Annotated in this window: 18 protein-coding genes; 9 read left to right on the forward strand and 9 right to left on the reverse strand. The window is 58.2% G+C overall.

The genetic code is table 11. The features are described 5' to 3' along the window. Window positions 1-124 precede the first annotated feature (124 nt). Window positions 125-1456, reverse strand: a complete 1332-nt coding sequence (locus K6118_RS12845; protein WP_247120769.1) for a hypothetical protein — start codon at window positions 1454-1456, stop codon at window positions 125-127. A gap of 191 nt (window positions 1457-1647) precedes the next feature. On the opposite strand from K6118_RS12845, the gene K6118_RS12850 reads away from it, so the two are divergent. The 4 genes from K6118_RS12850 to K6118_RS12865 all read left to right on the forward strand — a co-directional run bounded on the left by K6118_RS12850 (window position 1648) and on the right by K6118_RS12865 (window position 5788). Beyond that, window positions 1648-2787 (forward strand): glycosyltransferase family 4 protein, encoded by a 1140-nt coding sequence (locus K6118_RS12850; RefSeq protein ID WP_247120770.1) that lies wholly within the window; start codon window positions 1648-1650, stop codon window positions 2785-2787. A gap of 51 nt (window positions 2788-2838) precedes the next feature. Beyond that, window positions 2839-3867 carry a GHMP family kinase ATP-binding protein gene (locus tag K6118_RS12855; RefSeq protein ID WP_247120771.1) on the forward strand — a complete coding sequence of 343 codons (1029 nt, stop codon included), beginning with the start codon at window positions 2839-2841 and terminating at the stop codon, window positions 3865-3867. A 29-nt stretch (window positions 3868-3896) separates the two neighbouring features. Beyond that, entirely contained in the window at window positions 3897-5093 is a 1197-nt protein-coding gene (locus K6118_RS12860) for a glycosyltransferase (RefSeq protein WP_247120772.1), read from the forward strand. A gap of 107 nt (window positions 5094-5200) precedes the next feature. Further along, complete coding sequence (locus K6118_RS12865) at window positions 5201-5788, forward strand: methyltransferase domain-containing protein (protein WP_247120773.1); 588 nt, start codon at window positions 5201-5203, stop codon at window positions 5786-5788. A 25-nt stretch (window positions 5789-5813) separates the two neighbouring features. Here the strand turns inward: K6118_RS12865 and K6118_RS12870 are convergent, their stop codons facing one another. Further along, complete coding sequence (locus K6118_RS12870) at window positions 5814-6503, reverse strand: class I SAM-dependent methyltransferase (RefSeq protein WP_247120774.1); 690 nt, start codon at window positions 6501-6503, stop codon at window positions 5814-5816. Between the two features lie 107 nt (window positions 6504-6610). Here K6118_RS12870 and gmhB point away from each other — a divergent pair, with 107 nt between their 5' ends. Further along, window positions 6611-7153, forward strand: a complete 543-nt coding sequence (gene gmhB / locus K6118_RS12875; protein ID WP_247120775.1) for a D-glycero-beta-D-manno-heptose 1,7-bisphosphate 7-phosphatase — start codon at window positions 6611-6613, stop codon at window positions 7151-7153. A 14-nt stretch (window positions 7154-7167) separates the two neighbouring features. Here gmhB and K6118_RS12880 read toward each other — a convergent pair whose 3' ends face one another. The 5 genes from K6118_RS12880 to K6118_RS12900 form a co-directional block, all read right to left on the reverse strand. Continuing rightward, complete coding sequence (locus K6118_RS12880; RefSeq protein ID WP_281500793.1) at window positions 7168-7749, reverse strand: D-sedoheptulose-7-phosphate isomerase; 582 nt, start codon at window positions 7747-7749, stop codon at window positions 7168-7170. A gap of 231 nt (window positions 7750-7980) precedes the next feature. Beyond that, window positions 7981-8358, reverse strand: a complete 378-nt coding sequence (locus tag K6118_RS12885; protein ID WP_247120777.1) for an MGMT family protein — start codon at window positions 8356-8358, stop codon at window positions 7981-7983. Next, window positions 8359-10041: an AMP-binding protein gene (locus tag K6118_RS12890; protein WP_247120778.1), complete on the reverse strand. Its 1683-nt coding sequence runs from the start codon at window positions 10039-10041 to the stop codon at window positions 8359-8361. It lies immediately after the preceding gene. Between the two features lie 30 nt (window positions 10042-10071). Next, a complete protein-coding gene (locus K6118_RS12895; RefSeq protein WP_247120779.1) occupies window positions 10072-11466 on the reverse strand; it encodes an L-serine ammonia-lyase in 1395 nt (464 codons plus the stop codon). Window positions 11467-11656: 190 nt separating this feature from the next. Further along, window positions 11657-13093: a helix-turn-helix domain-containing protein gene (locus K6118_RS12900; RefSeq protein ID WP_247120780.1), complete on the reverse strand. Its 1437-nt coding sequence runs from the start codon at window positions 13091-13093 to the stop codon at window positions 11657-11659. A 267-nt stretch (window positions 13094-13360) separates the two neighbouring features. On the opposite strand from K6118_RS12900, the gene aceB reads away from it, so the two are divergent. Continuing rightward, the gene (gene aceB, locus K6118_RS12905) at window positions 13361-14971 is read left to right on the forward strand and encodes a malate synthase A (RefSeq protein WP_247120781.1); all 1611 of its coding nucleotides are present in this window, start codon (window positions 13361-13363) and stop codon (window positions 14969-14971) included. 39 nt (window positions 14972-15010) lie between these two features. Continuing rightward, complete coding sequence (aceA, locus tag K6118_RS12910) at window positions 15011-16294, forward strand: isocitrate lyase (RefSeq protein WP_247120782.1); 1284 nt, start codon at window positions 15011-15013, stop codon at window positions 16292-16294. Between the two features lie 503 nt (window positions 16295-16797). Here the strand turns inward: aceA and K6118_RS12915 are convergent. Together K6118_RS12915 and K6118_RS12920 are read right to left on the reverse strand one after the other, a co-directional pair. Beyond that, on the reverse strand, window positions 16798-17997 hold the full coding sequence (locus tag K6118_RS12915; protein WP_247120783.1) for a dipeptidase: 1200 nt from the start codon (window positions 17995-17997) through the stop codon (window positions 16798-16800). 20 nt (window positions 17998-18017) lie between these two features. After that, window positions 18018-19373, reverse strand: a complete 1356-nt coding sequence (locus K6118_RS12920; RefSeq protein WP_247120784.1) for an amidohydrolase family protein — start codon at window positions 19371-19373, stop codon at window positions 18018-18020. Window positions 19374-19591: 218 nt separating this feature from the next. Here K6118_RS12920 and K6118_RS12925 point away from each other — a divergent pair, with 218 nt between their 5' ends. Both K6118_RS12925 and K6118_RS12930 read left to right on the forward strand, forming a co-directional pair. Then, window positions 19592-19912, forward strand: coding sequence for a 2Fe-2S iron-sulfur cluster-binding protein (locus K6118_RS12925; RefSeq protein WP_247120785.1), 321 nt, complete (start codon window positions 19592-19594; stop codon window positions 19910-19912). A 61-nt stretch (window positions 19913-19973) separates the two neighbouring features. Beyond that, window positions 19974-21362 (forward strand): leucyl aminopeptidase family protein, encoded by a 1389-nt coding sequence (locus K6118_RS12930; RefSeq protein ID WP_247120786.1) that lies wholly within the window; start codon window positions 19974-19976, stop codon window positions 21360-21362. The last annotated feature ends 47 nt before the right edge of the window (window positions 21363-21409 follow it).

Consider the following 21409-nt stretch of genomic DNA (forward strand, 5'->3'; position numbering starts at 1 on the left):
TTTGCCTTATTGCCTTGGAAATAGCATAGTTAAGTCCCTCCGAAGTGGCGCCAGATGCAGAGTATATTCTTTATTTATCCTTTGACATCAAGGTATTAAAAATTTTTGGTGTTGTCTGGGCCTGTTACGTGCCTGACATGGGGTAATGGTTTTGATGGCGTGACAAAACTTGGCCCCTTACCAAATGGTTTATGTGCAGGCCTATCGCTATGAATGTGAATATTGGGTATATTTTCTGTTCGATATCAGTGTTGATCGCGATGGATATTAGTGCCCCTACCACGGACATTACGCAGAACTGCAAGAGAACTTTATCGTCATAATGTTCTCGAGTCTGTTTTTCTTTGTCTCTGCTGATCAAAAGGGACGTCAGGCGAACAAAAAATGTAAGGAACATTACCACGCCAACAATGCCGTAATTGGCAAGCAGGGAAACTATAAAGAGGTCAACGGTATTCACGGGAAGCACCTTGGCACCGGTAATGGCGGCCATTCCTCCGGTGCCTAAACCCCAACCCAGAACAGTTTGTATTAAACTGCCGTTGGTGAGATACAAAAAAGAATATATATTAGAAGAGATCCTTCCTTCATATAGAAGAAAATCAAAGCCATGTGAAAAAATAAGTGTGTCGTCAAAAACTCTATAAATATATGGATATGATATTAATATTATCATTGCTATAATAAATATGTATAATTTTCGGTAATTTTTTCTATCTATTTGATATTGTTTTGAAGCTTTTGATGACAAAAAAGAAGAAAAAAACAGGGCAATTATAACAACCACCAAATTCGATCTAGAGCTGGTTAAGATGAGCGCTCCAAAAGCAAGGCCCAATAAAATGCTGCAAAGTATTTGGGGTGCTTTGGATTGGTGAACGTTTACCCATGCAAAGAGCGCAAAAATAAGAAGGGCCATGGCGGCTCCGGCATCGTGAGGGTTCCCATACATCCCATTGATTCGATACTTTGCGATACCGTATTCGTCCAAGTAACCATAGAGGGATGTAGTTTGATCATCTACCGCATAGAACGAGCCGATGATCCCGAATTTCTGCAAATAGATGGAAACTGCCCCCACGCAGCCGACGATTATCAATGCCAGCATGAAGAACCGCGGGGCATTCTTGGGCAGAGGAACATAGCGGATTGCAAAATAGGCGAAGAAGATCCCTTCGTACCAGATCATGCTCTTGATCTGCTGCGACAAAGGCGGCGGGTTGATCAGGCTCATGGATGACAGGATGCCAATCGGGACCCAGGCAATGCCGATTAACATCAAGCCGGCAACCACCTTGTCGACCGGATGAAGGGGGAGGGGCCGCGCCGTCATGGCCGCGATAATCACAAAAGGGATAAGGGAAAAATAGGCAATGGCAGGAATACCGAATGAATAGGAAATCAGGCGCGTTAGCGACACTGCGAGTATGCATGCGACAATAGCTATGCGAACCATATTGCGCTTTTCCCATAGAAACTGGGGAGTTTACCCCATACTTTGAGGCAGACCCTAAGATATGGTCTTTTTTGATACAAGCCATTTTGCAGCAAAGGGATATATTGATTGAGTTTGATGAAAGTCGGGTAGGATTACTTTCAACTGCTGTGAACGCCATTTTGTTTTTGTGAGAATATTCGGGAATTGCCATGTCTGTTACCGGCACCGGGAAGATCAGCCGCCTCTTGATCGTTTCAAAGTTCTTTCGTGTGGGATTTGGCGGGGTCCCGGAGTCCCTGCTACAGTTGGCGCGCCATCTGGGCGCCGCGGCGGTCTCGACGGATGTTCTGACGCGGAATGGATATCACCGTCATGTCGGAGATCTGGAGTTTCTTCCAATGACGGAGGACCCGCTCAGTGCAACGGTTGACCTCCATACTTATGATGTCGCGCTTATAGCGGGCGCTTGGAATTTCAGAAGCTTAGGGGTGGCCTGGCGTACTGTGCAGCGCGGAATACCGATTCTGTATGCGCCGAAGGGGCAGCTGTGTAAAGCCGATTTCGTCCGCCTCAGGGACATGAAGAAGCTGGCCTATCTGCTCAGCGTGGAGATCTGGCTTCTGGTCCTCGCGGACCGGATCATCTTTTCCTCAACGGCCGAGCAACGGGCCTGCATCGTGCCTGCCTTTTTCACACGGCGCAAAGCCATCATCTTGCCCGAGCCCTACGAGGGGCGCGCAACCCTCCCCGACTTGGGGAACAGAGACAGGCCAACCGGGCTTCACATCGGCTTCATTTCGCAGGCCTCCCCCCGGAAGGGCCTCAGCGAGCTGGTGACCGGCTTTCTGGAATGGTGTCGGGAAAATCCGGAGAAGGAGGCTTACCTGCATGTCGCGGGGACAGCCATCAAGGGGTCGGAAGCCTACTGGGACCGTATCGTGGCCCAGGCCAAGGGCCATCCGTGCGGAGATCGGGTCGAGTTCCTGGGGCAGGTATCCGGACCTACGCGTGACGCCTTCTATGACATGATAGACATTCTAGCGGTTCCCAGCCGTTTTGAATCCTTTTGCCTGACGCTCACCGAGGCCCTGTGGGCCGGAAAGCCTGTTTTTGCGGGACCTGATATTGGCGTCCTCGAGTTTCTGCCGCCGCATGGCGGTATTTATGTCCTGCCTGAGGTAACCTCCGGCGCGGTCAGGGGTGCGCTCGCCTATTTCTCCGAAAATCGGGAGAAAATGGCCGCGGCCGGCCGGGAGATAGCAAGAAAGCCAATCCCGCACCTGCGCGGGCGGGATATCGCCGAACGCTATATTGAAGAAATTGGGAAGATCAAAAAAGGGTATTCATAGGCACAGGTTAAGGTTACACTTAACCTTATTATTTATTGAGGTTTGGCGACAATGATTATTACTCAGGCACCGCTCAGAGTCTCGTTTTTTGGTGGCGGCACCGACTATCCCGATCATTTTTTAGAGCATGGTGGCGCGGTTCTGGGGTCGGCGATTGACCAGTATGCCTTCATCACCGCATCTCGCTTCGACAGCAAGATGTTCGACTATGCTGTCCGCATTTCCTATCGCAAAACAGAAATCGTCCAGAACCTAGAGGAGATTTCGCACACGCCGTTCAAGGAAGCCTTGCGCCTGTGCGGCCTTGAGAAGGATGCTGAGGTCAATTATTTTGCCGATTTGCCTGCCAAGACCGGTCTTGGGTCTTCCTCGAGCTTCAGTGTTGCCCTTTTGCAGGCGCTGAATGCCCTCACCGGCAACAAACTCTCAGGCCTTGATCTTGCCTATGCGGCGATAGATTTCGAGCGCCGCGTGCTGGGCGAAAGGGTCGGCTGCCAAGATCAAACCTTCGCGGCCGTAGGCGGTTTCAATGTGCTTGAATTTGTTAAGGAAGATGACATCCGGGTCACTCCGCTCAATCTTTCTGACGAGCGGCAGGAAGAACTGAACCAGCATATCCTGATGGTCTATACCGGCATCACGCGCCGAGCGGAAGAAGTGGTACAGACGCAACTGAAGGACGTCTCGAGCAACCGGGAACGTTACTTCCGTATGCGCAAGCAGGTCGACAAGGCGTACAATATCATTACGGGCACAGGGGCCGTTACGCCCTTCTGCGAATTGCTTCACGAAGCTTGGGAAGAAAAAAGGAGCCTTCACAGCGTTATTTCCAATCCGGAAATCGATACCATCTATGCCAAGGCCCGAGCGGGAGGAGCAATAGGTGGCAAACTTTTAGGGGCGGGAGCCGGCGGATTCCTGATGCTGCTCGCGCCGCCGGAAAAACATGCCGCAATCCGCGAAATCCTGCAGGACTATATCTTCCTGACGCCGACTCTCAACGCGCCAGCATCGCACATCGTGTTCGACGGCACGGGGCGTCGGTTGGTCAACCTTGGGCCTCTGGCCAGGGCCATGTAGGTGAGGCGAGAGATGGAAGGCGGCTCTCTGTGAATGAATCACTCTTGCGAGATTGGTTGCACTTGGAAAAAACGGCTGTGTTCTTCGTGGCGGGTTATCCCGGGCTTGGCGGAACGCAGGAATATACCTTCATGCTGGCGAAGAAAATGCTGATGCATTGCAAGGTGTATCTGGCTATGCCATTCGATCCCGAACAGGAAACCCAATACGGGCGCCCTTTTGAAGCGTTGGGCGGTGCAATGATACGCCTGCCTGAAACGTTATATACGCGGCTGTGCAGTCGGCGGCCCGACAAGCGACTGATTGGTGCGTATCAGCTAAAGCGACTTCTGAAATCAACAGCGCGATCGCATGGGTCCATGCGCGTGATCGTGCATGCGAGCCTTGACCCAGTGTCCAGCTTTTTCAGTGCGCTCTGGGCGGCGAGAAACGGAGTTGCCGTGACCGTGTTCCATGATTTCGGGCGCATTGACGCAAAATCCGTGAGTTACAGCCTGAACAGTTTTTTGCTGGCTCTTCTGCCAAAGCGGACTGCAGCTTTTGTGGTGCCGAGCCAGGACGTGAAGTCCAAATTGTTGCGTTTTGTCGCGAGCGTGCCAGCTGACAGGGTTAATGTGATCAACACTGGTGTTGATCCGTTGCCAATCGTTGCCCAAAAGAGAACGGCTATGCCTCCGGACGGGCCTACATTCTTTATGTTGGGTCGGCTTGCCGAGGCCAAGGCGCCGCTTATATGGCTTGAGGCTGTGCACGGCCACATCCGGGACGGTGGCACTGGTCAGTTTTTGTGGGTTGGCAGCGGTCCGCTCCTTGAGGCGTGCAAAGAATACGTTGAAAGACATGCTCTTGCCGATAGAGTAACCTTTACGGGATATGTCGCAGATGTTGCGGATGCTATCCGCGAGGCTGATGTCCTCCTGTTCAGTTCGATCTGGGAGGGCGGATGTTTGCCAAGAGGGATTCTCGAGTCAATCTTTCAGGGTTTCTCGTGTGTTCTACCCAAGTTGCCGACGCTAGTTGAAAGCCTTGGGGAGGACGATGCGCTGGCCTGGTTTTATGCGCCGGGTGACGCCGTGTCCCTCAAGGAGGTGATCGGCAATGTTATTGAGGAATTTGAAAGCCTACCCGTAAAGGCTGAAAAAGCGAGAGCCCATGCGCTGGAACACCACACGGCGCAAAAAGAGTTTGCACAGACACTAGATTTATATCAGCGGCTTATTGCCTAGAGTATAAAGCTTCAACCTGGACGAAGGTAATGACAATTAGTCGACTTAAAATGTTTCTGACTGACCCAGAGCTACTGAAATTTTTCTTTTTGCTCAGGTTTTACCGAGTGATAACCAAGTTCTCCGACAAGGTTGTGGACCTCTCAACCACAGCGATGCTTGAGCAGGGGCTCCAGCGTTTGGTCAAGGATGGAGCGATCTATTACGTCTACAAGGGCCAGACCTACGGCGAGGAAATGGCGCAGGGCCATGCCATGTGGAATATCCGTGAAAAGGCGCTCAAATTCTGTAAAGGCAAGGGCCTGGATATTGGTTGCAACAAATGGCCGCTAGATTGTGCGCACCCCGTGGATAACGACCCAGGGGAAAACGCTTATGTTCTGGACAAATGGGATGATGGGTCGCTGGACTTTGTATTCAGTTCGCACTGCCTCGAGCATCTTGAAAAATGGCGTGACGCGCTGGCGCTGTGGTCGAGGAAGCTCAAGAAAGGAGGAATCCTGTTCCTTTATCTGCCGCACGAAAGCATGACGCTGTGGGAGCCGGGTTCCCCGTGGGTCGGCAACGACCATGTCTGGTCGCCTACGGCCAAGGTGGTGTCGGCCTGCCTGAAAGAGCTGGGCATGGACATCGTTGAAGTTGACGAAGGGCCCGACAATTTCCACAGCTTCCATGTTGTGGCGACCAAGGCTTGATGTAAGGGGGGGCTTGTCCCGCCCGTCAGGCCTTCTTCCTGAGGATCAGCACCACGTTTATGTCCATGGTGTAGTCGCCAAGGCCGACGAGCTTTTTAAGCAGGAAGAACATCAGGCTGCGCCCGGCCTTCTGCATGGATTTCGCAAGCCCGAACAGAAAGCCCTTGTTCCACTGAATTGCAAAATAGGGTTCCCTGACCGATGTGATGGTCAGATTGGTCGGCCCCAGAAGTTGCTCCATGATCTTGGCGGACAGCACGCTGATGTGGGTAACGTCGGCATATTGGTAAATGCGCCCGAACGGAGACTGGCCATTGGGGAAGCGCAGGACTACCTGACCGTTGGGCTTCAGGCACTTTTCAATAAGCCCAAGGTAATCATTGATCTGCTGAATCGTCAGGTGCTCGAACAGGTCCAGCGCCACGATAAGGTCGAAGTGACCTTCGAATGCGTCGGTGTCGAAACCTGGGTAAAGGTAGGTGTCGAAACCAAAATCTTTCCCGCCATGCACGGCATCGCTGATTACCTCGATCCCACTGACGGTAGCGCCCTTTTCTTTCGCCCAACCCATGAAACCACCGTTGCCGAAGCCGATATCCAGGACAGCCTTGCCCTTGATGGTGATATCCCGGAAGTCGCCCTCATAGAGTTCGCTCTCGAGCTCCGTGGGCTTGAAGGCAAGGTCCCAGTTCTTAAAGGCGACATATTCTTCCAACGTCGGGGCCTTTCAGACGGATCGGTTTCAAAAAGAACTTAACACTTAAAGGATGAAAGTGACTAAGATTGATACACAATAGACCCCTGAGGATAAAGGATGAAAAATTGCCCAAGGCTCTGTTTCTGGATCGCGACGGCGTCATCAATGTCGAAAAAAGCTATGTACACACCATCGAGGCATTCGAGTTTATCCCGGGCATATTTGACCTCTGCCTTGCTGCGCAGGATCGCGGCTATCGTATCATTGTCATCACCAATCAGGCCGGCATCGGCCGGGGCTATTATGGCGTCGCGGAGTTCGACAAATTGTCTGCGTGGATGATCGGGCAGTTCCGCGATCACGGCGTCAGAATCGACCGGATATATCACTGCCCACACCACCCGGAACACGGAGTGGGAGACTATAGAAAGCTTTGTTCTTGGCGCAAGCCGAGCCCTGGTATGATCGAACAGGCCATAGCGGATTTCGAAATATCGCCCGAACAGTCGCTATTGGTGGGGGACAAGATGTCGGATATCCTAGCGGGCAAGGCGGCCCAGCTGGGCAAGACAATCCTGTTCACCCGTGACCCGCCGGAGGCAGACATGGAAAAGGCGCAGCCCGATGTGGTCGTGCAGCGCCTTGACGATGTTTCACGGCATCTTTAGGTCCGGACCGCCGCTTAGACGGGTTGTGCGAAGCGGGCTTCTACGATTCCACAGAGCAGGTGCCCGATTGCGATGTGGAGTTCCTGGATATGGTCGGTGCGGCTTGCCGTTGCCGGAAGCCACAGGTCGCACTTATCGGCAAGCACGCCGCCCTTGACACCTGTCAGTCCGACGGTCTTGATACCCATCTCGCGCGCCTTGGCGAAGGCTTCGATGACGTTCTTGCTGTTGCCGCTTGTTGACAGGCCGACAAGGACATCACCCTTGGAGCCGATGCCGGTCAGTTGGCGTGAAAATACATGGTCATAGCCATAGTCGTTGCCGACGGCCGTCAGCACCGAGGTATCGACGGTCAGCGCCAAGCTCGGCAGCGGTTTGCGGTCGATTAGGAACCGGCCCATCAGTTCCGCAGCTAGGTGCTGGGAGTCCGCTGCCGAACCGCCATTGCCGCAGAACATGACCTTGCCGCCGGACCGCAGTGCGTCGCACAGCATGTCGCCCGCCTCGACAATCAGGTGGCTGTTTGCTTTCATTGCCTGAAAGTTGGCTGCGATGTGATCGAAAGTGCAATCTATATAGTCTTGGGATTTTTTCATCAATATGGACATATTACGATATGGTCCTTATATTATTTAGTAAGATAAATAAGAGGATATTCCATAAACCATTGACATCAAAGTCAAAATGTAGATTTTTAAACAGTAAACATCTATTGTTGTTGGTAAATTCAGCCTTTCGAAATAATATACCCGATACCAGAATGAAAGTGGGATGATTTATCCTAGCCGCGTTGCTCGCTTGCGGCACTGTGCCGCGCTGGCGGAGGGTCAGCCCGGCCACAGGGCCTGGGTTTCGAGGAAATCGATGAACTCGATGCAGTGGGCGGAAAGCCAGGCTTCGGATGGGCCCTGCCAGCGGTGTTTCTTCCAATCGGCCGCGCCGTTCTTTTTGAAGCTGATGCCTTCGTCCATCAGCCGCTCGCGCTGACGATCCATGCCGGGGCGCTCGCTGATCTTGCCGGCGCTGTTGATCACCCGCTGCCAGGGGATGCTGTCATCCGGCGTTGCGGCCATGGCGAAGCCGACGATACGCGCGGTCGCCCCTGGGATCAGGCTCGCGATCATGCCGTAGCTCGCCACCTGTCCTTTCGGGATTTCCTTCACCAACTCGTAAATATCCGGGAAGACGGCATAGGTGCGGGTCATCTAGGCGGTGTCCTCAATGATGAGGTCGAGCTCGGCAATCATCTGCTCGCGCATGATGAATTTCTGGATCTTGCCGGTTACCGTCATCGGGAAGTCATCGACGAAGCGCACATAACGCGGCACTTTATAGTGAGCGATCTGGCCTTTGCAGAAGGCTTTGAGCTCCTCCTCCGTCAGGCTTCCGGCTTCATGCAGGGCAACCCAGGCACAGATTTCCTCGCCATATTTATGGTCGGGCACGCCAAACACCTGCACGTCACGGATGGCGCTGTGACGGTAGAGGAATTCCTCAATCTCGCGCGGGTAGACATTCTCACCGCCGCGCACCAGCATGTCTTTGAGCCGCCCGGTGATGTTGCAGTAGCCCGCCTCATCGATGACACCCAGGTCACCCGTGTGCATCCAGCCCTCCGCGTCGATGGCCTCCGCGGTGCGCTCGGGGTCGTTCCAGTAACCCTGCATCACCAGGTAACCACGGGTGCAGATCTCCCCTTGTGTGCCGCGCGGCACGATATTGCCGTCGGTGTCGATCAGCGTCACTTCCACATGTGGCTGCACGCGGCCGACGGTGGACACGCGCCGCTCTATCGGGTCGTCCATACTGGTCTGGAAGCTGACCGGGCTTGTCTCGGTCATGCCGTAGGCGATGGTGCAATCTTCCATATGCATGTCCGAGATTACCTGTTTCATCACCTCGATCGGGCAAGGCGCGCCAGCCATGATGCCGGTCCTCAGGGTGGAAAGGTCGTAGGTACCCCGGTCGGGCACGGCGAGCTCGGCGATGAACATGGTCGGCACGCCGTGGAGCGCGGTGCAGGCTTCGGCCTGAACTGCTTCAAGGACCGAGACGGGCTCGAAGGCTTCGGCGGGGAAGATCATGGCGGCGCCGTGGGTCAGGCAGGTCAGCACCGACATCACCATGCCGAAACAGTGGTAGAGCGGCACAGGGATGCACAAGCGGTCGGTGTCGGCAAAGCCCATGGCGCGGCCCACGAACCAGCCGTTATTGAGGATATTGCGGTGGCTGAGCGTCGCGCCCTTGGGCGCGCCGGTGGTGCCGGAGGTGAACTGGATGTTGATCGGGTCGTCTGGGCTTAGACCCACGCCGATTTCTGCCACACGCGCGAGCAGCTCATCGGTCGCCAGCCCGGCGATGTCAGCGAATCGGAGGAAACCCGCGGGGGCGTCATCTCCCATGGTGATGGCCATCTCAAGCGCAGGCAGCTTTTCAGCCTTCAGCTTGCCGGGGGCGCAGACCTCCAGCTCGGGCGCCAGCTCCTGCAGCATGGCGATATAGTCGGAGCTTTTGAAGCGCTCGGCGGTGACGATGGCGCGGCATTCAACGAGATTGAGGGCATACTCAAGCTCATGCAGCCTGTAGGCGGGGTTGATATTGACCTGGATAAGTCCGGCCTTGGCGGTCGCGAACTGGCAGAGGACCCATTCGAGCCGGTTGGGCGCCCACACGCCGACGCGGTCACCAGGCGCGAGCCCGAGCGCGAGGAAACCCGCGGCGATACGGTCGGCTTCGGCGTTGAGCTCGGCATAGGTCAGGCGCGCGCCACTTTCACGGAAAATGACGGCGTCATGGTCCGGGTAGCGGGCCGCCGTTTCCTCCAGCTGCTTGCCGATGGTGATGTTGATGAGCGGCGTGCTCGTATCGCCCTTTACATAGCTGTCCATATACCCTCCCGCATCGTGCAGGAGGCGAGCTTAGCAATCGACAACGGTGGCGGCAATCGGCACGGTGACGGCGAGGCCACCGCGCGCGGTTTCCTTATATTTGGACTGCATGTCGCGCCCGGTGATGCGCATGGTGCGGATTACTTTGTCGAGGCTGACGAAATGGGTGCCGTCCCCCCGGAGCGCCAGCCGCGCGGCGTTGATCGCCTTCACCGACGCCATGGCGTTCCGTTCGATGCAGGGTACCTGCACCAGCCCGCCGATGGGGTCGCAGGTGAGGCCGAGGTTATGCTCCATGCCGATCTCGGCGGCGTTTTCCACCTGTTCGGGCGTGCCGCCCAACACTTCGGTAAGGCCCGCCGCGGCCATCGAGCAGGCCGAGCCGACTTCACCCTGGCAGCCGACCTCAGCGCCGGAGATGGAAGCGTTCAGTTTGAAGAGAAGACCTACGGCACCTGCGGTCAACAGGAAGCGGATGACACCCTCGTCGTTCGCGCCGGGCACGAAGCGGGTGTAATAATGCAGCACCGCGGGCACAATCCCAGCGGCGCCGTTTGTGGGCGCGGTGACAACCCGGCCGCCGACGGCATTCTCTTCATTGACCGCCAGCGCATAGAGGTTGACCCAGTCCATGATGGTGAGGGGATCGGTGAGCGCGCGTTCGGGGCGGGCGGAAAGCTGTTCGTAAAGCGCGGCGGCGCGGCGTTTGACCTTCAGCCCCGGCATTTCGCCCCGGCAGTGGCAACCGCGATGCACGCATTCCTGCATGACGGACCAGATTTCCAACAGCTCAGCGCGCACCTGGTCGGCGCTTCGGAACACGCGCTCGTTCGCCAGCATGATATCGCTGATGCGCTTGCCTGTTTTCTCGCAGTGCGCCAGAAGTTCCGCGCCGGTGGTGAAGGGGTAGGGCTGCTTGACCTTTTCCTCGATGAACTGGTCTTTCTTGGCTTCAAGCTCGCTCACGATGAAGCCGCCGCCGATCGAATAATAAATCGACTTCACAAGTTCGGCCCCGTCCGCGTCATAAAGGGTGAACTGCATCCCGTTCGGATGGAAGGGCAGGCGCTCACGCGGCAAGAGCAGCAGGTCTTCATCTTCATTGAAGGCAACCGGGTGGCTCCCCAGAAGCTGCAGGGATTTTGCGGTGCGTACGGCCGTGATCATGCCGTCGATGGCATCGACATCGATCCCGCGCGGGCATTCACCCATCAGCCCCAGGATAATCGCCTTGTCGGACCCGTGACCGCGCCCGGTGGCGCCCAGCGACCCGAAAAGCCGGGTTTCCACCCGCGCGACCCTGTCCATCAGCCCATCTTCGGCGGCCGTTTCCAGAAATTCGCGCGCGGCTTTCATCGGTCCGACGGTGTGGGAACTCGACGGCCCGATGCCGATATTGAAAAGGTCGAGAACGCTGGTGCTCATGGTGGTTTGGGGTCCCGTTTTATCATGTCTATTTTTGCCGCCACCCTACGCGGGCGCATGGGGCTTGGCAACGGCAATCATGCGGGAAATATTGCGCAATTATATTACGCCTGGTCAAAAACGTCAGGATTGCTGCCGAATATATCAGCAACAATATTACGTGACGTTTTTACGTGTCGGAAAAGCGTGATTATTCCGAGCTAAAACGGTAGGCGGAAACCCCGCGGGAGCGTTCGTCGAGCACCATGTTTTTCGTCAGCGGCGGGTGGGCGCGCTGGGCGCAGTTGGGGCGCTCGCACAGGCGGCAGTTGGGGCCGATCGGCGTGGCGTCCGGCGCTTCCAGGTTATGGCTTTTGGCGTAAACAAGCTCCCGCGCGTGGGCGATGTCACAGCCGAGGCCGATGGCAAGCTGTTGTTCGGGCTGGCCATAAAGCACGCTCACGCGCTTGACCGTGCGCGCGACCGAGAAATAGGTGGTTTCATCCGGCATCTGGATGGCCTGGGTGACGATCCGCCCCGGGGTCGCGAATGTGTCATGCACGGACCATAAGGGGCAGGTGCCGCCGAAGCGGGAAAAGTGGAAGCGCCCGGCCGAATAGCGCTTGGAGACGTTCCCGGCCTTATCGACCCTTATGAAGAAGAAGGGAATGCCGCGCTCACCCGGCCGCTGCAGGGTGGTTAGCCGGTGGGCGACCTGTTCGAAGCTGGTGCCGAAGCGCCGCCCAAGCTGCTCCATGTCATATTTGAGCGCCTTGGCTTCCTTGAGGAAACGGCCATAGGGCATCAGGAGCGCACCGGCGAAATAGTTGGCGAGGCTGATGCGTACCAGGCGCCTTGCTTCTTCGGTCTGGAAGGTATGGCTGTCGCCGATCCGCTGGATCATCGGCTTCATTTCCAGCATCGCGAGCTGGAAGGCGAGCTGGAACAGCCGTGCGGGCATGTCGATCATCTCGGAGATCAGCAGCTGGCGACGGTGCAGGTCGAAATGCCTGAGCGTATCGGGCATCACCTCATAGGGCATGATGCGCACGCGAATGCCGTGCTCTTCATCAAGCCGGGCAGACAGCAGCATGAAAGCATCCTCGCGGTTCAGGCCGATTTCCTCATGCAGGCTTTCCGCCACCTCATCGAGCTCGGGGAAGTAATTCTTGCGGTCATGGATAAAGTCCCGCACTTCGTCGACCGGGAAGACGGTGTCGATATCGGTGGCGTCGCGCTCGACAAACTGGCTTGAAAGCTCGGTCGCGCTCTGCCGCGCCTGGCGGAAGGATTTATAAAGCAGACTGAAGGCGTCCACGGCCTTGGGGGCAGCGTCGGCCATGTCCTGCACCTCGCCGCGGCTAAGACCGAGGCTTTTGAACATGGGGTCGGCGAGAATTTCACTGAGGTCCGCGAAAGCGCGGGCTTCATCGGTGCCCGCAAAAGCGGTCAGCTCGACATCATACACCTCAGCGAGTCGGAGCAGAAACTGCGCCGACACCGGGCGCTGGTTGCGTTCCACCAGGTTGAGATAGCTGGTCGAAAAGCCGAGCTCCGACGCCATTTGCGACTGGGAAAGCCCGAGTTCACGCCTCAGGCGGCGGATACGCGGCCCCGCGAAAATCTTCTTGGTCGCCATTTCGGCCATGTCTGTCCCTCACTCAAAACCGGGTAACCCCACGCAGCATTAGCTTTTTTACGCGTTTATGCGCCTGTGGTGGTCCCTATCGGCAGCCTGTGTTGCTTAGTTTTACAATTTTTACAAATCAACAATTTTACATTTACAAAATCATACTATGGAACACTTTTTGTATCAATTGTTATTTGAAGCCCGAAAGAATCGTGAAATATAAGCTGCATACCGCGCAAGAAAATTGCGGGTGAAGGTTACCAGTTACCACGGGAAGGTCACACTATGTCAGCCACTGCCGAACGCCAGATCGAGCCGCAAACTCTCGATATTATCGCCGAGATCAAGGACGGGTACGACCGTATCCTGACGCCCGAGGCGCTCGCGTTCGTCGCCGAGCTTGAAAGCCTGTTTGGTGCGCGCCGCAGGGAGCTGATCAAGGCCCGCCGCGAGCGTCAGGTCCGCCTCGACGCTGGTGAGCTGCCGGACTTCCTCGCAGAGACCAAAGACATCCGCGAAGGTGACTGGCAGATCCTCGGCACGCCCGAGGACCTGAAGGACCGCCGGGTTGAGATCACCGGCCCGGTCGACCGCAAGATGATGATCAACGCTTTCAACTCGGGTGCCAATGTTTTCATGGCCGATTTCGAGGATGCCTCCGCGCCGACGTGGGACAATATGCTCGAGGGCCAGATCAACCTTTATGATTATGCCCATGGCACGCTCACCTTCACCGATCCGAAAACCGGCAAGGCCTATGCGCTCGGTGACAAGACGGCCGTCCTGAAGGTTCGCCCGCGCGGGCTCCACATGATCGAGGCGCACGCCGAACTGGACGGCGCGCCCATCTCCGCCGGTCTGTTCGATTTCGGCCTCTATATCTTCCATAACGCCAAAGCCCTTCTGGGCCGCGGCACAGGTCCCTATTTCTATCTGCCGAAGATGGAAAGCCATAAGGAAGCCAAGCTGTGGGATGATGTTTTCACCCATACGGAAATGACGCTTGGCCTCAAGCACGGCACCATCAAGGCGACTGTTCTGATTGAAACCCTGCCCGCGGCGTTCGAGATGGATGAAATCCTGTTCGCGCTCAAGGACCATATCGTCGGCCTCAACTGCGGCCGCTGGGACTATATCTTCAGCTACATCAAGCGGATCGGCAAAAACCCTCAGTTTTTGCTGCCGGACCGGTCGCAGGTGGGGATGGGCGAGGCCTTCCTGAAAGCTTACTCGCTTTTGCTCATCAAAACCTGCCACCGGCGAGGCGCCCACGCGATGGGTGGCATGGCCGCGCAGATCCCGGTCAAGGGCGATGAGGCCGCCAACGCCGCCGCGTTCGACAAGGTCCGCGCCGACAAGGACCGCGAAGCCAGCTTTGGCCATGATGGCACCTGGGTCGCGCACCCCGCGCTTGTGCCGGTCGCCAAGCAAGTGTTCGACGCGCTGATGCCGGGCCAGAACCAGGTCCACCGCACCCGGGCAGACCTCACCATCAGCCGTGAGGATCTTCTGACCCCGCACAAGGGCACCATCACCGAAGAAGGCGTGCGCGAAAATATCCGCGTCGGCATCCAGTATCTGGGTGCCTGGCTCACCGGCCGCGGGGCTGTGCCCCTCTATAACCTGATGGAAGACGCGGCCACGGCCGAGATCAGCCGCACGCAGCTTTGGCAGCAGCTCAAGCTGGGCGCCACGCTCGATGACGGCCGCCCGGTAACCGAAGCCCTTGTCCGCACGCTTTATGACGACGAGATGGGCGCGCTCAAGAAATCCTTAGGCCAGGACCTTTTCGAGGACGGCCGGCTGGTGGAAGCCGGTCGGCTGTTCCTCGATCTCGTTTTCGCCGACGAGCTCGCCGAGTTCCTGACCACACCAGCATATGACCTGATCAAATAACAACATCCCCCAGGATAGAGAGACTTAAGGAGTGACATCATGAGTAAATCGTTCGAAACCCTGATCCCGAACCTGCCCAAGGACCGCTACAAGTATATTGAGCGCAACTATACGGTTGAAGATGTTGAGCGCTTGCGCGGCAGCGTTCAGATCCAGCACACGCTGGCTGACCGTGGTGCCCGCAAGCTGTGGGACCTTCTGAACACGGAAGATTATGTCCATTCGCTCGGTGCCATGACCGGTAACCAGGCCATGCAGATGGTCCGCGCCGGCCTGAAGGCGATTTACCTCTCCGGTTGGCAGGTTGCCGCCGACAGTAACACCGCGTCCGCCATGTATCCGGACCAGAGCCTCTATCCGGCCAACGCCGCGCCTGAGCTCGCCCGCCGTATCAACCGGACCCTCCAGCGTGCCGACCAGATCGAACATGCCGAAGGCGGTGTCCAGCGCGACTGGTTCGCCCCGATCGTTGCCGACGCCGAAGCCGGTTTCGGCGGCAAGCTGAACTCGTTCGAGATCATGAAAGCCTTCATCGAGGCCGGTGTCGCCGGTGTTCACTTCGAAGACCAGCTCGCGGCTGAAAAGAAATGCGGCCACCTCGGCGGCAAGGTGCTGATCCCGACCCAGCAGCATGAGCAGAACCTGCAGGCTGCGCGCCTGGCGGCTGATGTTTGCGGTGTTCCGTCGATCATCATTGCCCGGACGGACGCGGAAAGCGCCAAGCTGATCACCTCCGACATTGATGAGCGCGACCATGCCTTCATCCTGAAGGACAAGGGCCGCACGCCGGAAGGCTTCTTCCACCTCGATGCCGGTGTTGACCACTGTATCGCCCGCGGCCTGGCCTTCGCCAAGCACGCTGACCTGCTGTGGTGGGAAACCTCGACCCCGAACCTCGATGACGCCAGGAAATTCGCCGAGGCGATCCAGAAGGAATATCCGGGCAAGATGATGGCCTACAACTGCTCGCCGTCCTTCAACTGGGAAGCCAACCTGGACAAAGACACCATCGCCAAATACCAGCGCGAGCTGGGCGCCATGGGCTACAAGTACCAGTTCGTAACCCTGGCCGGTTTCCACAGCCTTAACCACGGCATGTTCACGCTGGCGAACGGCTACCGCGACCGCGGCATGGCGGCCTACAGCGAGCTGCAGCAGGCTGAATTCGCGTCCGAGAAAGACGGCTACACCGCGACGCGCCACCAGCGCGAAGTCGGCACCGGCTACTTCGATGCGGTTGCCCAGGCCATCGCGGGCGGCAACGCTTCGACGACCGCCATGGGTGAATCGACCGAGACCGCCCAGTTCAAGGCTGCCGAGTAAGCCTTAGAGTTTGTCCCTCACACCTGCCCACCTTGCAGGTGTCCTTGGCCGATCCCAATCGGGGTCGGCCCTTTTCTTTTGGCCTAAGGCTTTCTGAATGTGGGAGCCTATATTTGGCAAACGATCCTTGCCATAGCGCTGTCCCCATGTTTGTAGTCGGGTCTGGGCGCTTCAGAAGTCTCATTAAGGATAGCGAGCCCCCTTGTCTCATCAAGCCTTAGCAATTTCCACCCAGTTCGCTCGTTATGGACGCTACCGCCCCGAACCTGCCAGACGCGCATAATCGCGTTGTTTTCGCGCGTATAACCGACAGCGTGAACTTCTACGACCCGAGTATAGCCATCATATCTAATTTCAAGCCGCTTTGCGGTTCTCAGCGCATCGCAAGGTGTGCCTGTATTCATGTTTACCTCCCAGCGTTAGCTGCTCAGCAAGCGTGACCCTCATGTTACTGAGAGTCAAATGCATACACGTAATACAGGAACAACCTTTATTCGTGGGGTTCAAGCCCCCCAGATGTCCCGGTAATAGCGCGTCCAGTTGCCGCCCAGCACCTTCTCGATGCGGGCGTCGCTGTGGCCGCAGAAGGACAGCATGTCGGCCAGCTTCTGGAACTGGCCAGGGCCCTGCAGGTCCGGGATGAAGGGGACGATGCCCTTCTTTTCGCCCTTTGCGGAAATGCCCGCCTTCTGGCGGCGTTCCACTTCGTCATCAATGATCTTGTGATAGGCGGCCATGTCATCCACCTGCGTAGTGCCGCCATCGGTGCCGATACCGACATGGTCCTCGCCGCACACCTTGATGGCATGGTCGATATGGGCGACCACATCCTCGGCGGTCGGGAAGCTGTCTTCCTTCAGGAACGGCATGAAGTAAATCCCGGCCACGCCCCCCTTGTCGGCCATCAGCTTCAGTTCCTGATCGGTCTTGTTGCGCGGCAGGTCGGCGAGCGCGCGGCAGCCGGTGTGGGAAATGCAGATCGGCGCCTTGGAAGCCTTGATGGCGTCCAGGCAGGTCTGCTCGCCCGAATGGCTGAGGTCCACCGCCGTGCGCGCCGCATTGAGCCGCTCAACCACTTCACGCCCGAAATCGGTCAGGCCGCGGTTTTCCGCCATCATGCTGCCGTCACCCAACTGGTTGCGCACATTATAGGTCAGCTGGATGATCTTGACGCCAAGCCCCGCGAACGTGTCCACCCGCTCCGGCTTGTCGCCCATCATGGCGGCATTCTGGAAGCCCATGATGATGCCGATCTTACCCTCACGCTTGGCGCGGGCGATGTCTGCCGTGGTCCAGACCTTCAGGAGCTTGTCGCCGTGATGCTGGATGATGCGGTTCCAGCGCGCGATTTCACTGACTGTATATTCATAGGGGTCCATTTTACCGGCGACATAGCCGAGCGTCTGGTTGATCGCCGTGGTGCCGGACTTGATGGCGTCGGCGAGCGCGCGGGCATTGAGGCTCGTCCGTGTATCATCCGCCGTCGGGTTGGCGTTCTGCTCCTGCGCCAGCGTGCGCAGGTTGGGGTTATCGATGCCGCCCAGGTTATTGATGACGATGGCTTTCGCGAGCCCGTCAAAATGGGCGTCGGCGGCGAAGGCCCCTGTCGTCAGCCCCATGAAGGGCAGGGCTGCGGCCGCCCCGGCGCCCAGGCGCAGGACATCGCGGCGATTAAGGCCCGAGTTGCCATGTTGGTCAGTCATGATCTTTCTCCCCTTTAGTCTCAGTTATCGCCCAGCTCGGCATTGGTGATGGGTACATAATCCTTGCGGGCATAGGCGGTGCCGTCTTTCACCGTCAGCACGACCGAGCGCAGGTTGTCGATCTCCTCAAGTGGGTTTTTCGACACGAACACAATGTCGGCGCGTTTTCCGGGCACCAGCGTGCCGCGCTCCCCCTCAAGCCCGAGCGCGCGGGCGCCCACATAGGTGGCGGAGCGGATCACCTGCAAGGGTGGCATGCCGACATCATGGGCCAGCACATGCAGTTCATCATAGAGCGATGGATAAGCAGCGCTGGCGGGCAGCGTGCTGTCGGTGCCGGTGGAGATATCCACGCCCGCGTCATAAACCGTACGGGTCAGCGCCGCCGCGAATTTGGGCGAACACTGGGCCGCGCCGGTTTCGGGCTGGCCGTGGCGCAGCTCGGTCAGGTGGGTATAAAGCCACAGGGTCGCGTCAAGAATTTCGCCCCGCGCCTTCATCTGGGCATAGAGGGCCTTCAGCCGCGCATCCGCCGGGTCCAGCCTGTCGGTCGGCATATGGACCTTATGGTGATATTCGCGCGGGCGGACGGGGGCGATCTGCCACGCCAGCCGACACACGTGGGATAGCACATCAACCCCGGCGTCGACATCATCGGCGGGCGTGGCCGGGAACACCATGCTGTGGGCCCAGACCTTGATGCCCTGACGGTGCGCTTCGGCAGTGATGCGGTGGACCTCCTTGCTTTCAAGGTCGGCATATATCTTGATGCCGGTCGCCCCGGTCCCGCGCGCGAGCGCCACAGCTTCCGTCATGTCGGTTTTCGGGGTGATCGCCTGCATCCAGGGCACCTGGCCAGCGACCAGCCCCTCTGCCGTAGCACCCGGCCTCGGGTCCTTGAAGAACATCGGCCCCGCCATCAGCGCGGCATAATAGATATTGGGCGACGGGATTTCCTTGAGCAGGCTTTCGCGTTTGAGTTCCGCCAGCGTGCGGGCGTCGCCCGCCATATCGCGCACCGACGTGATGCCGCTGTAGAGATAGCGCCTCAGCCGCGCGTGGGCTTCGCTCAGTTTCTTCACCGGCGTCAGGTGGACATGGCTGTCGATAAGCCCGGGCAGGGCATAAAGCCCGTGACCGTCCACCAGCTTGGTGCCTTCGGGCAGGGCGGCGGTCATCTGGGCCGACGGCAGGATTTTGGCGATGCGGTCGCCTTCAATCAGGATCGCCATATCCGTCTTCATTGGCGCGCCCGTGCCGTCAATCAGCGCGACGTGGGTATAAACCGTTGCCGGGCCCACCTGTGGTTCAGCCGCATGGGCGCCCAGGCTGCTCATCGTCAGAAGCAGCCCCGCAAACACGGATTTGATGATCATGCTTTTGTCCCCCGATCTTCCTCAGTCTGCCCCTGTTCGTCCGTCACGGACCGCCTCAGTGTGGCTGAGACCTTGGCGGAAATCCAGCGCGCGCTAGCTTCAGATAGGGCCGCCCTCCCTGTCTCCTCCTGAGAAAGTTATCTAGGGCGGCTTTACGGAACCCCAAGAAAAGGCTATCTGCCAAGGAAAGCAAACGCCCCAAACACAGGAATTTCTCAATGGTAAAAGTTTCAGTCACAGACCTGTCCGGTGAAACCCGCGATATCGATGCCGAGACCGGCCTGTCCCTGATGGAAAACATCCGCAACAACGATTTCGACGATCTGGCCGCGATCTGCGGCGGTTGTTGCAGCTGTTGCACCTGCCACGTTTATGTGGATGCGGACTGGGCCGGCAAGATGCCGGAGATGGAAGATGACGAGCAGTATCTTCTGGAAGACAGCCCGCACTTCAAGGAAGGCAGCTCGCGCCTTTCCTGCCAGCTTGAGGTCGATGACAGTTTCGACGGCCTGAAGGTCACGATCGCGCCAGAGAGCTGAGACGCGAGTTGAGACGAAAGCTGAGCCGCTAAATCCGCAAAACACACAAGGACCCGCCATCATGTTCGACCCCGCCGATTACCTGAGCCTCGAAGCCCCCGCTGGTGCCACGCCGCTGAAGCTGGTGAGGGAAGGGGAGGTCGACACGGCAGGCGGAGTCACGGTGGCGGGGCTGGCCTGGGCCAAGCGGCATGACTTTACCGGCAAGCCGGAAACGGTGCTGATGGTCCCGGCGGACGCGGGCGCGCTCGCGCTCGCCGGTGTCGGGGACTTCACACCCTGGTCGCTCGCGACGGCGGCAACCGCGCTGCCGGGCGGGGCCTACCGCCTTGAAGGCGTCAGCGCGGAAGACGCGGCGCTTGTCGCCTACGGCTGGGCGCTGGCCCAGTACCGCTTCGACCGGTATTTGAGCGATGACGCCCCGGCCGCGCGCGTGCTGGTCCTGCCTGCGGGTACCGACCTCGAAGGCGTGCTCAAGCAGGTCCGCGCGGCGGCGTTCGTGCGGGATCTCGTCAACACCCCCGCTGAGGACATGGGCCCGGCGCATCTGCAGGATACCGCAGAAGCGCTCGCCGAGGAATTCGGCGCCACCATCGCCACCATCGTCGGCGATGATCTGCTCGATGAAAACCTGCCGGCAATCCACGCGGTGGGCCGCGCGGCAGCTGAAGGCCGGGAGCCGCGCCTCATCGACCTGCGCTGGGGTGACGAGGACGCGCCGAAGCTGACGCTGGTCGGCAAAGGTGTGTGTTTCGACACCGGCGGGCTCGACCTCAAGCCCGCGGCCGGGATGCTGATCATGAAAAAGGACATGGGCGGCTCTGCCCATGCGCTCGGCCTTGCGCGGCTGATTATGGACATGGGGTTGAAGGTCAATCTCCGCGTGCTGATCCCGGCGGTCGAGAATGCCGTCTCCGGCAATGCCTACCGCCCCGGCGATGTGGTCATGACCCGCAAGGGGCTGTCGGTCGAGATCGGCAACACCGACGCCGAAGGCCGCGTGGTGCTCTGTGACGCGCTGGCGTGCGCGAGCGAAGAGAACCCTGCACTCATTGTCGATTTCGCGACGCTGACGGGGGCTGCGCGGGTGGCGCTGGGGCCGGATCTGCCCGCGACCTACGCCAATGATGAGGCGCTGTGGTCGGCGTTTGAAACTGCTGCACGTGCGACAGCTGACCCGATCTGGCGGATGCCCTTGTGGGCGCCTTACGCCGAGGACCTCAAAAGCGCGATCGCCGACACCAACAACGTCACCGACGGCGGGTTCGCGGGCTCGGTCACCGCGGCGCTTTACCTGCAGAAGTTCGTCGGTGAGGACATCCCGTGGGTGCATTTCGATGTGTTCGCCTGGACGCCGAAACCCAAGCCCGGCCGTCCGAAGGGCGGTGAGGCGCAGGCGCTCCGGGCCAGCTTCGCTGCAATTAAAAGTTTCTTGTCGCTTGACGGTTAAGGGCTGACTAAGCAACATTAAGATTATCGGCAGAGAGGGGCTTCTGC

Source organism: Kordiimonas marina (genome assembly GCF_023006325.1).
GTDB classification, from domain to species: Bacteria; Pseudomonadota; Alphaproteobacteria; order Sphingomonadales; family Kordiimonadaceae; genus Kordiimonas; species Kordiimonas marina.

What these genes read in the sequence shown, in the direction of transcription:
- K6118_RS12920 (WP_247120784.1), bottom strand. Translation starts at nt 19,373, where the DNA reads ATGATCATCAAATCCGTGTTTGCGGGGCTGCTTCTGACGATGAGCAGC.
- K6118_RS12855 (WP_247120771.1), top strand. Translation starts at nt 2,839, where the DNA reads ATGATTATTACTCAGGCACCGCTCAGAGTCTCGTTTTTTGGTGGCGGC.
- K6118_RS12890 (WP_247120778.1), bottom strand. Translation starts at nt 10,041, where the DNA reads ATGGACAGCTATGTAAAGGGCGATACGAGCACGCCGCTCATCAACATC.
- K6118_RS12850 (WP_247120770.1), top strand. Translation starts at nt 1,648, where the DNA reads ATGTCTGTTACCGGCACCGGGAAGATCAGCCGCCTCTTGATCGTTTCA.
- K6118_RS12900 (WP_247120780.1), bottom strand. Translation starts at nt 13,093, where the DNA reads ATGGCCGAAATGGCGACCAAGAAGATTTTCGCGGGGCCGCGTATCCGC.
- K6118_RS12925 (WP_247120785.1), top strand. Translation starts at nt 19,592, where the DNA reads ATGGTAAAAGTTTCAGTCACAGACCTGTCCGGTGAAACCCGCGATATC.
- aceA (WP_247120782.1), top strand. Translation starts at nt 15,011, where the DNA reads ATGAGTAAATCGTTCGAAACCCTGATCCCGAACCTGCCCAAGGACCGC.
- aceB (WP_247120781.1), top strand. Translation starts at nt 13,361, where the DNA reads ATGTCAGCCACTGCCGAACGCCAGATCGAGCCGCAAACTCTCGATATT.
- K6118_RS12845 (WP_247120769.1), bottom strand. Translation starts at nt 1,456, where the DNA reads ATGGTTCGCATAGCTATTGTCGCATGCATACTCGCAGTGTCGCTAACG.
- K6118_RS12915 (WP_247120783.1), bottom strand. Translation starts at nt 17,997, where the DNA reads ATGACTGACCAACATGGCAACTCGGGCCTTAATCGCCGCGATGTCCTG.
- K6118_RS12930 (WP_247120786.1), top strand. Translation starts at nt 19,974, where the DNA reads ATGTTCGACCCCGCCGATTACCTGAGCCTCGAAGCCCCCGCTGGTGCC.
- K6118_RS12885 (WP_247120777.1), bottom strand. Translation starts at nt 8,358, where the DNA reads ATGACCCGCACCTATGCCGTCTTCCCGGATATTTACGAGTTGGTGAAG.
- K6118_RS12895 (WP_247120779.1), bottom strand. Translation starts at nt 11,466, where the DNA reads ATGAGCACCAGCGTTCTCGACCTTTTCAATATCGGCATCGGGCCGTCG.
- K6118_RS12880 (WP_281500793.1), bottom strand. Translation starts at nt 7,749, where the DNA reads ATGAAAAAATCCCAAGACTATATAGATTGCACTTTCGATCACATCGCA.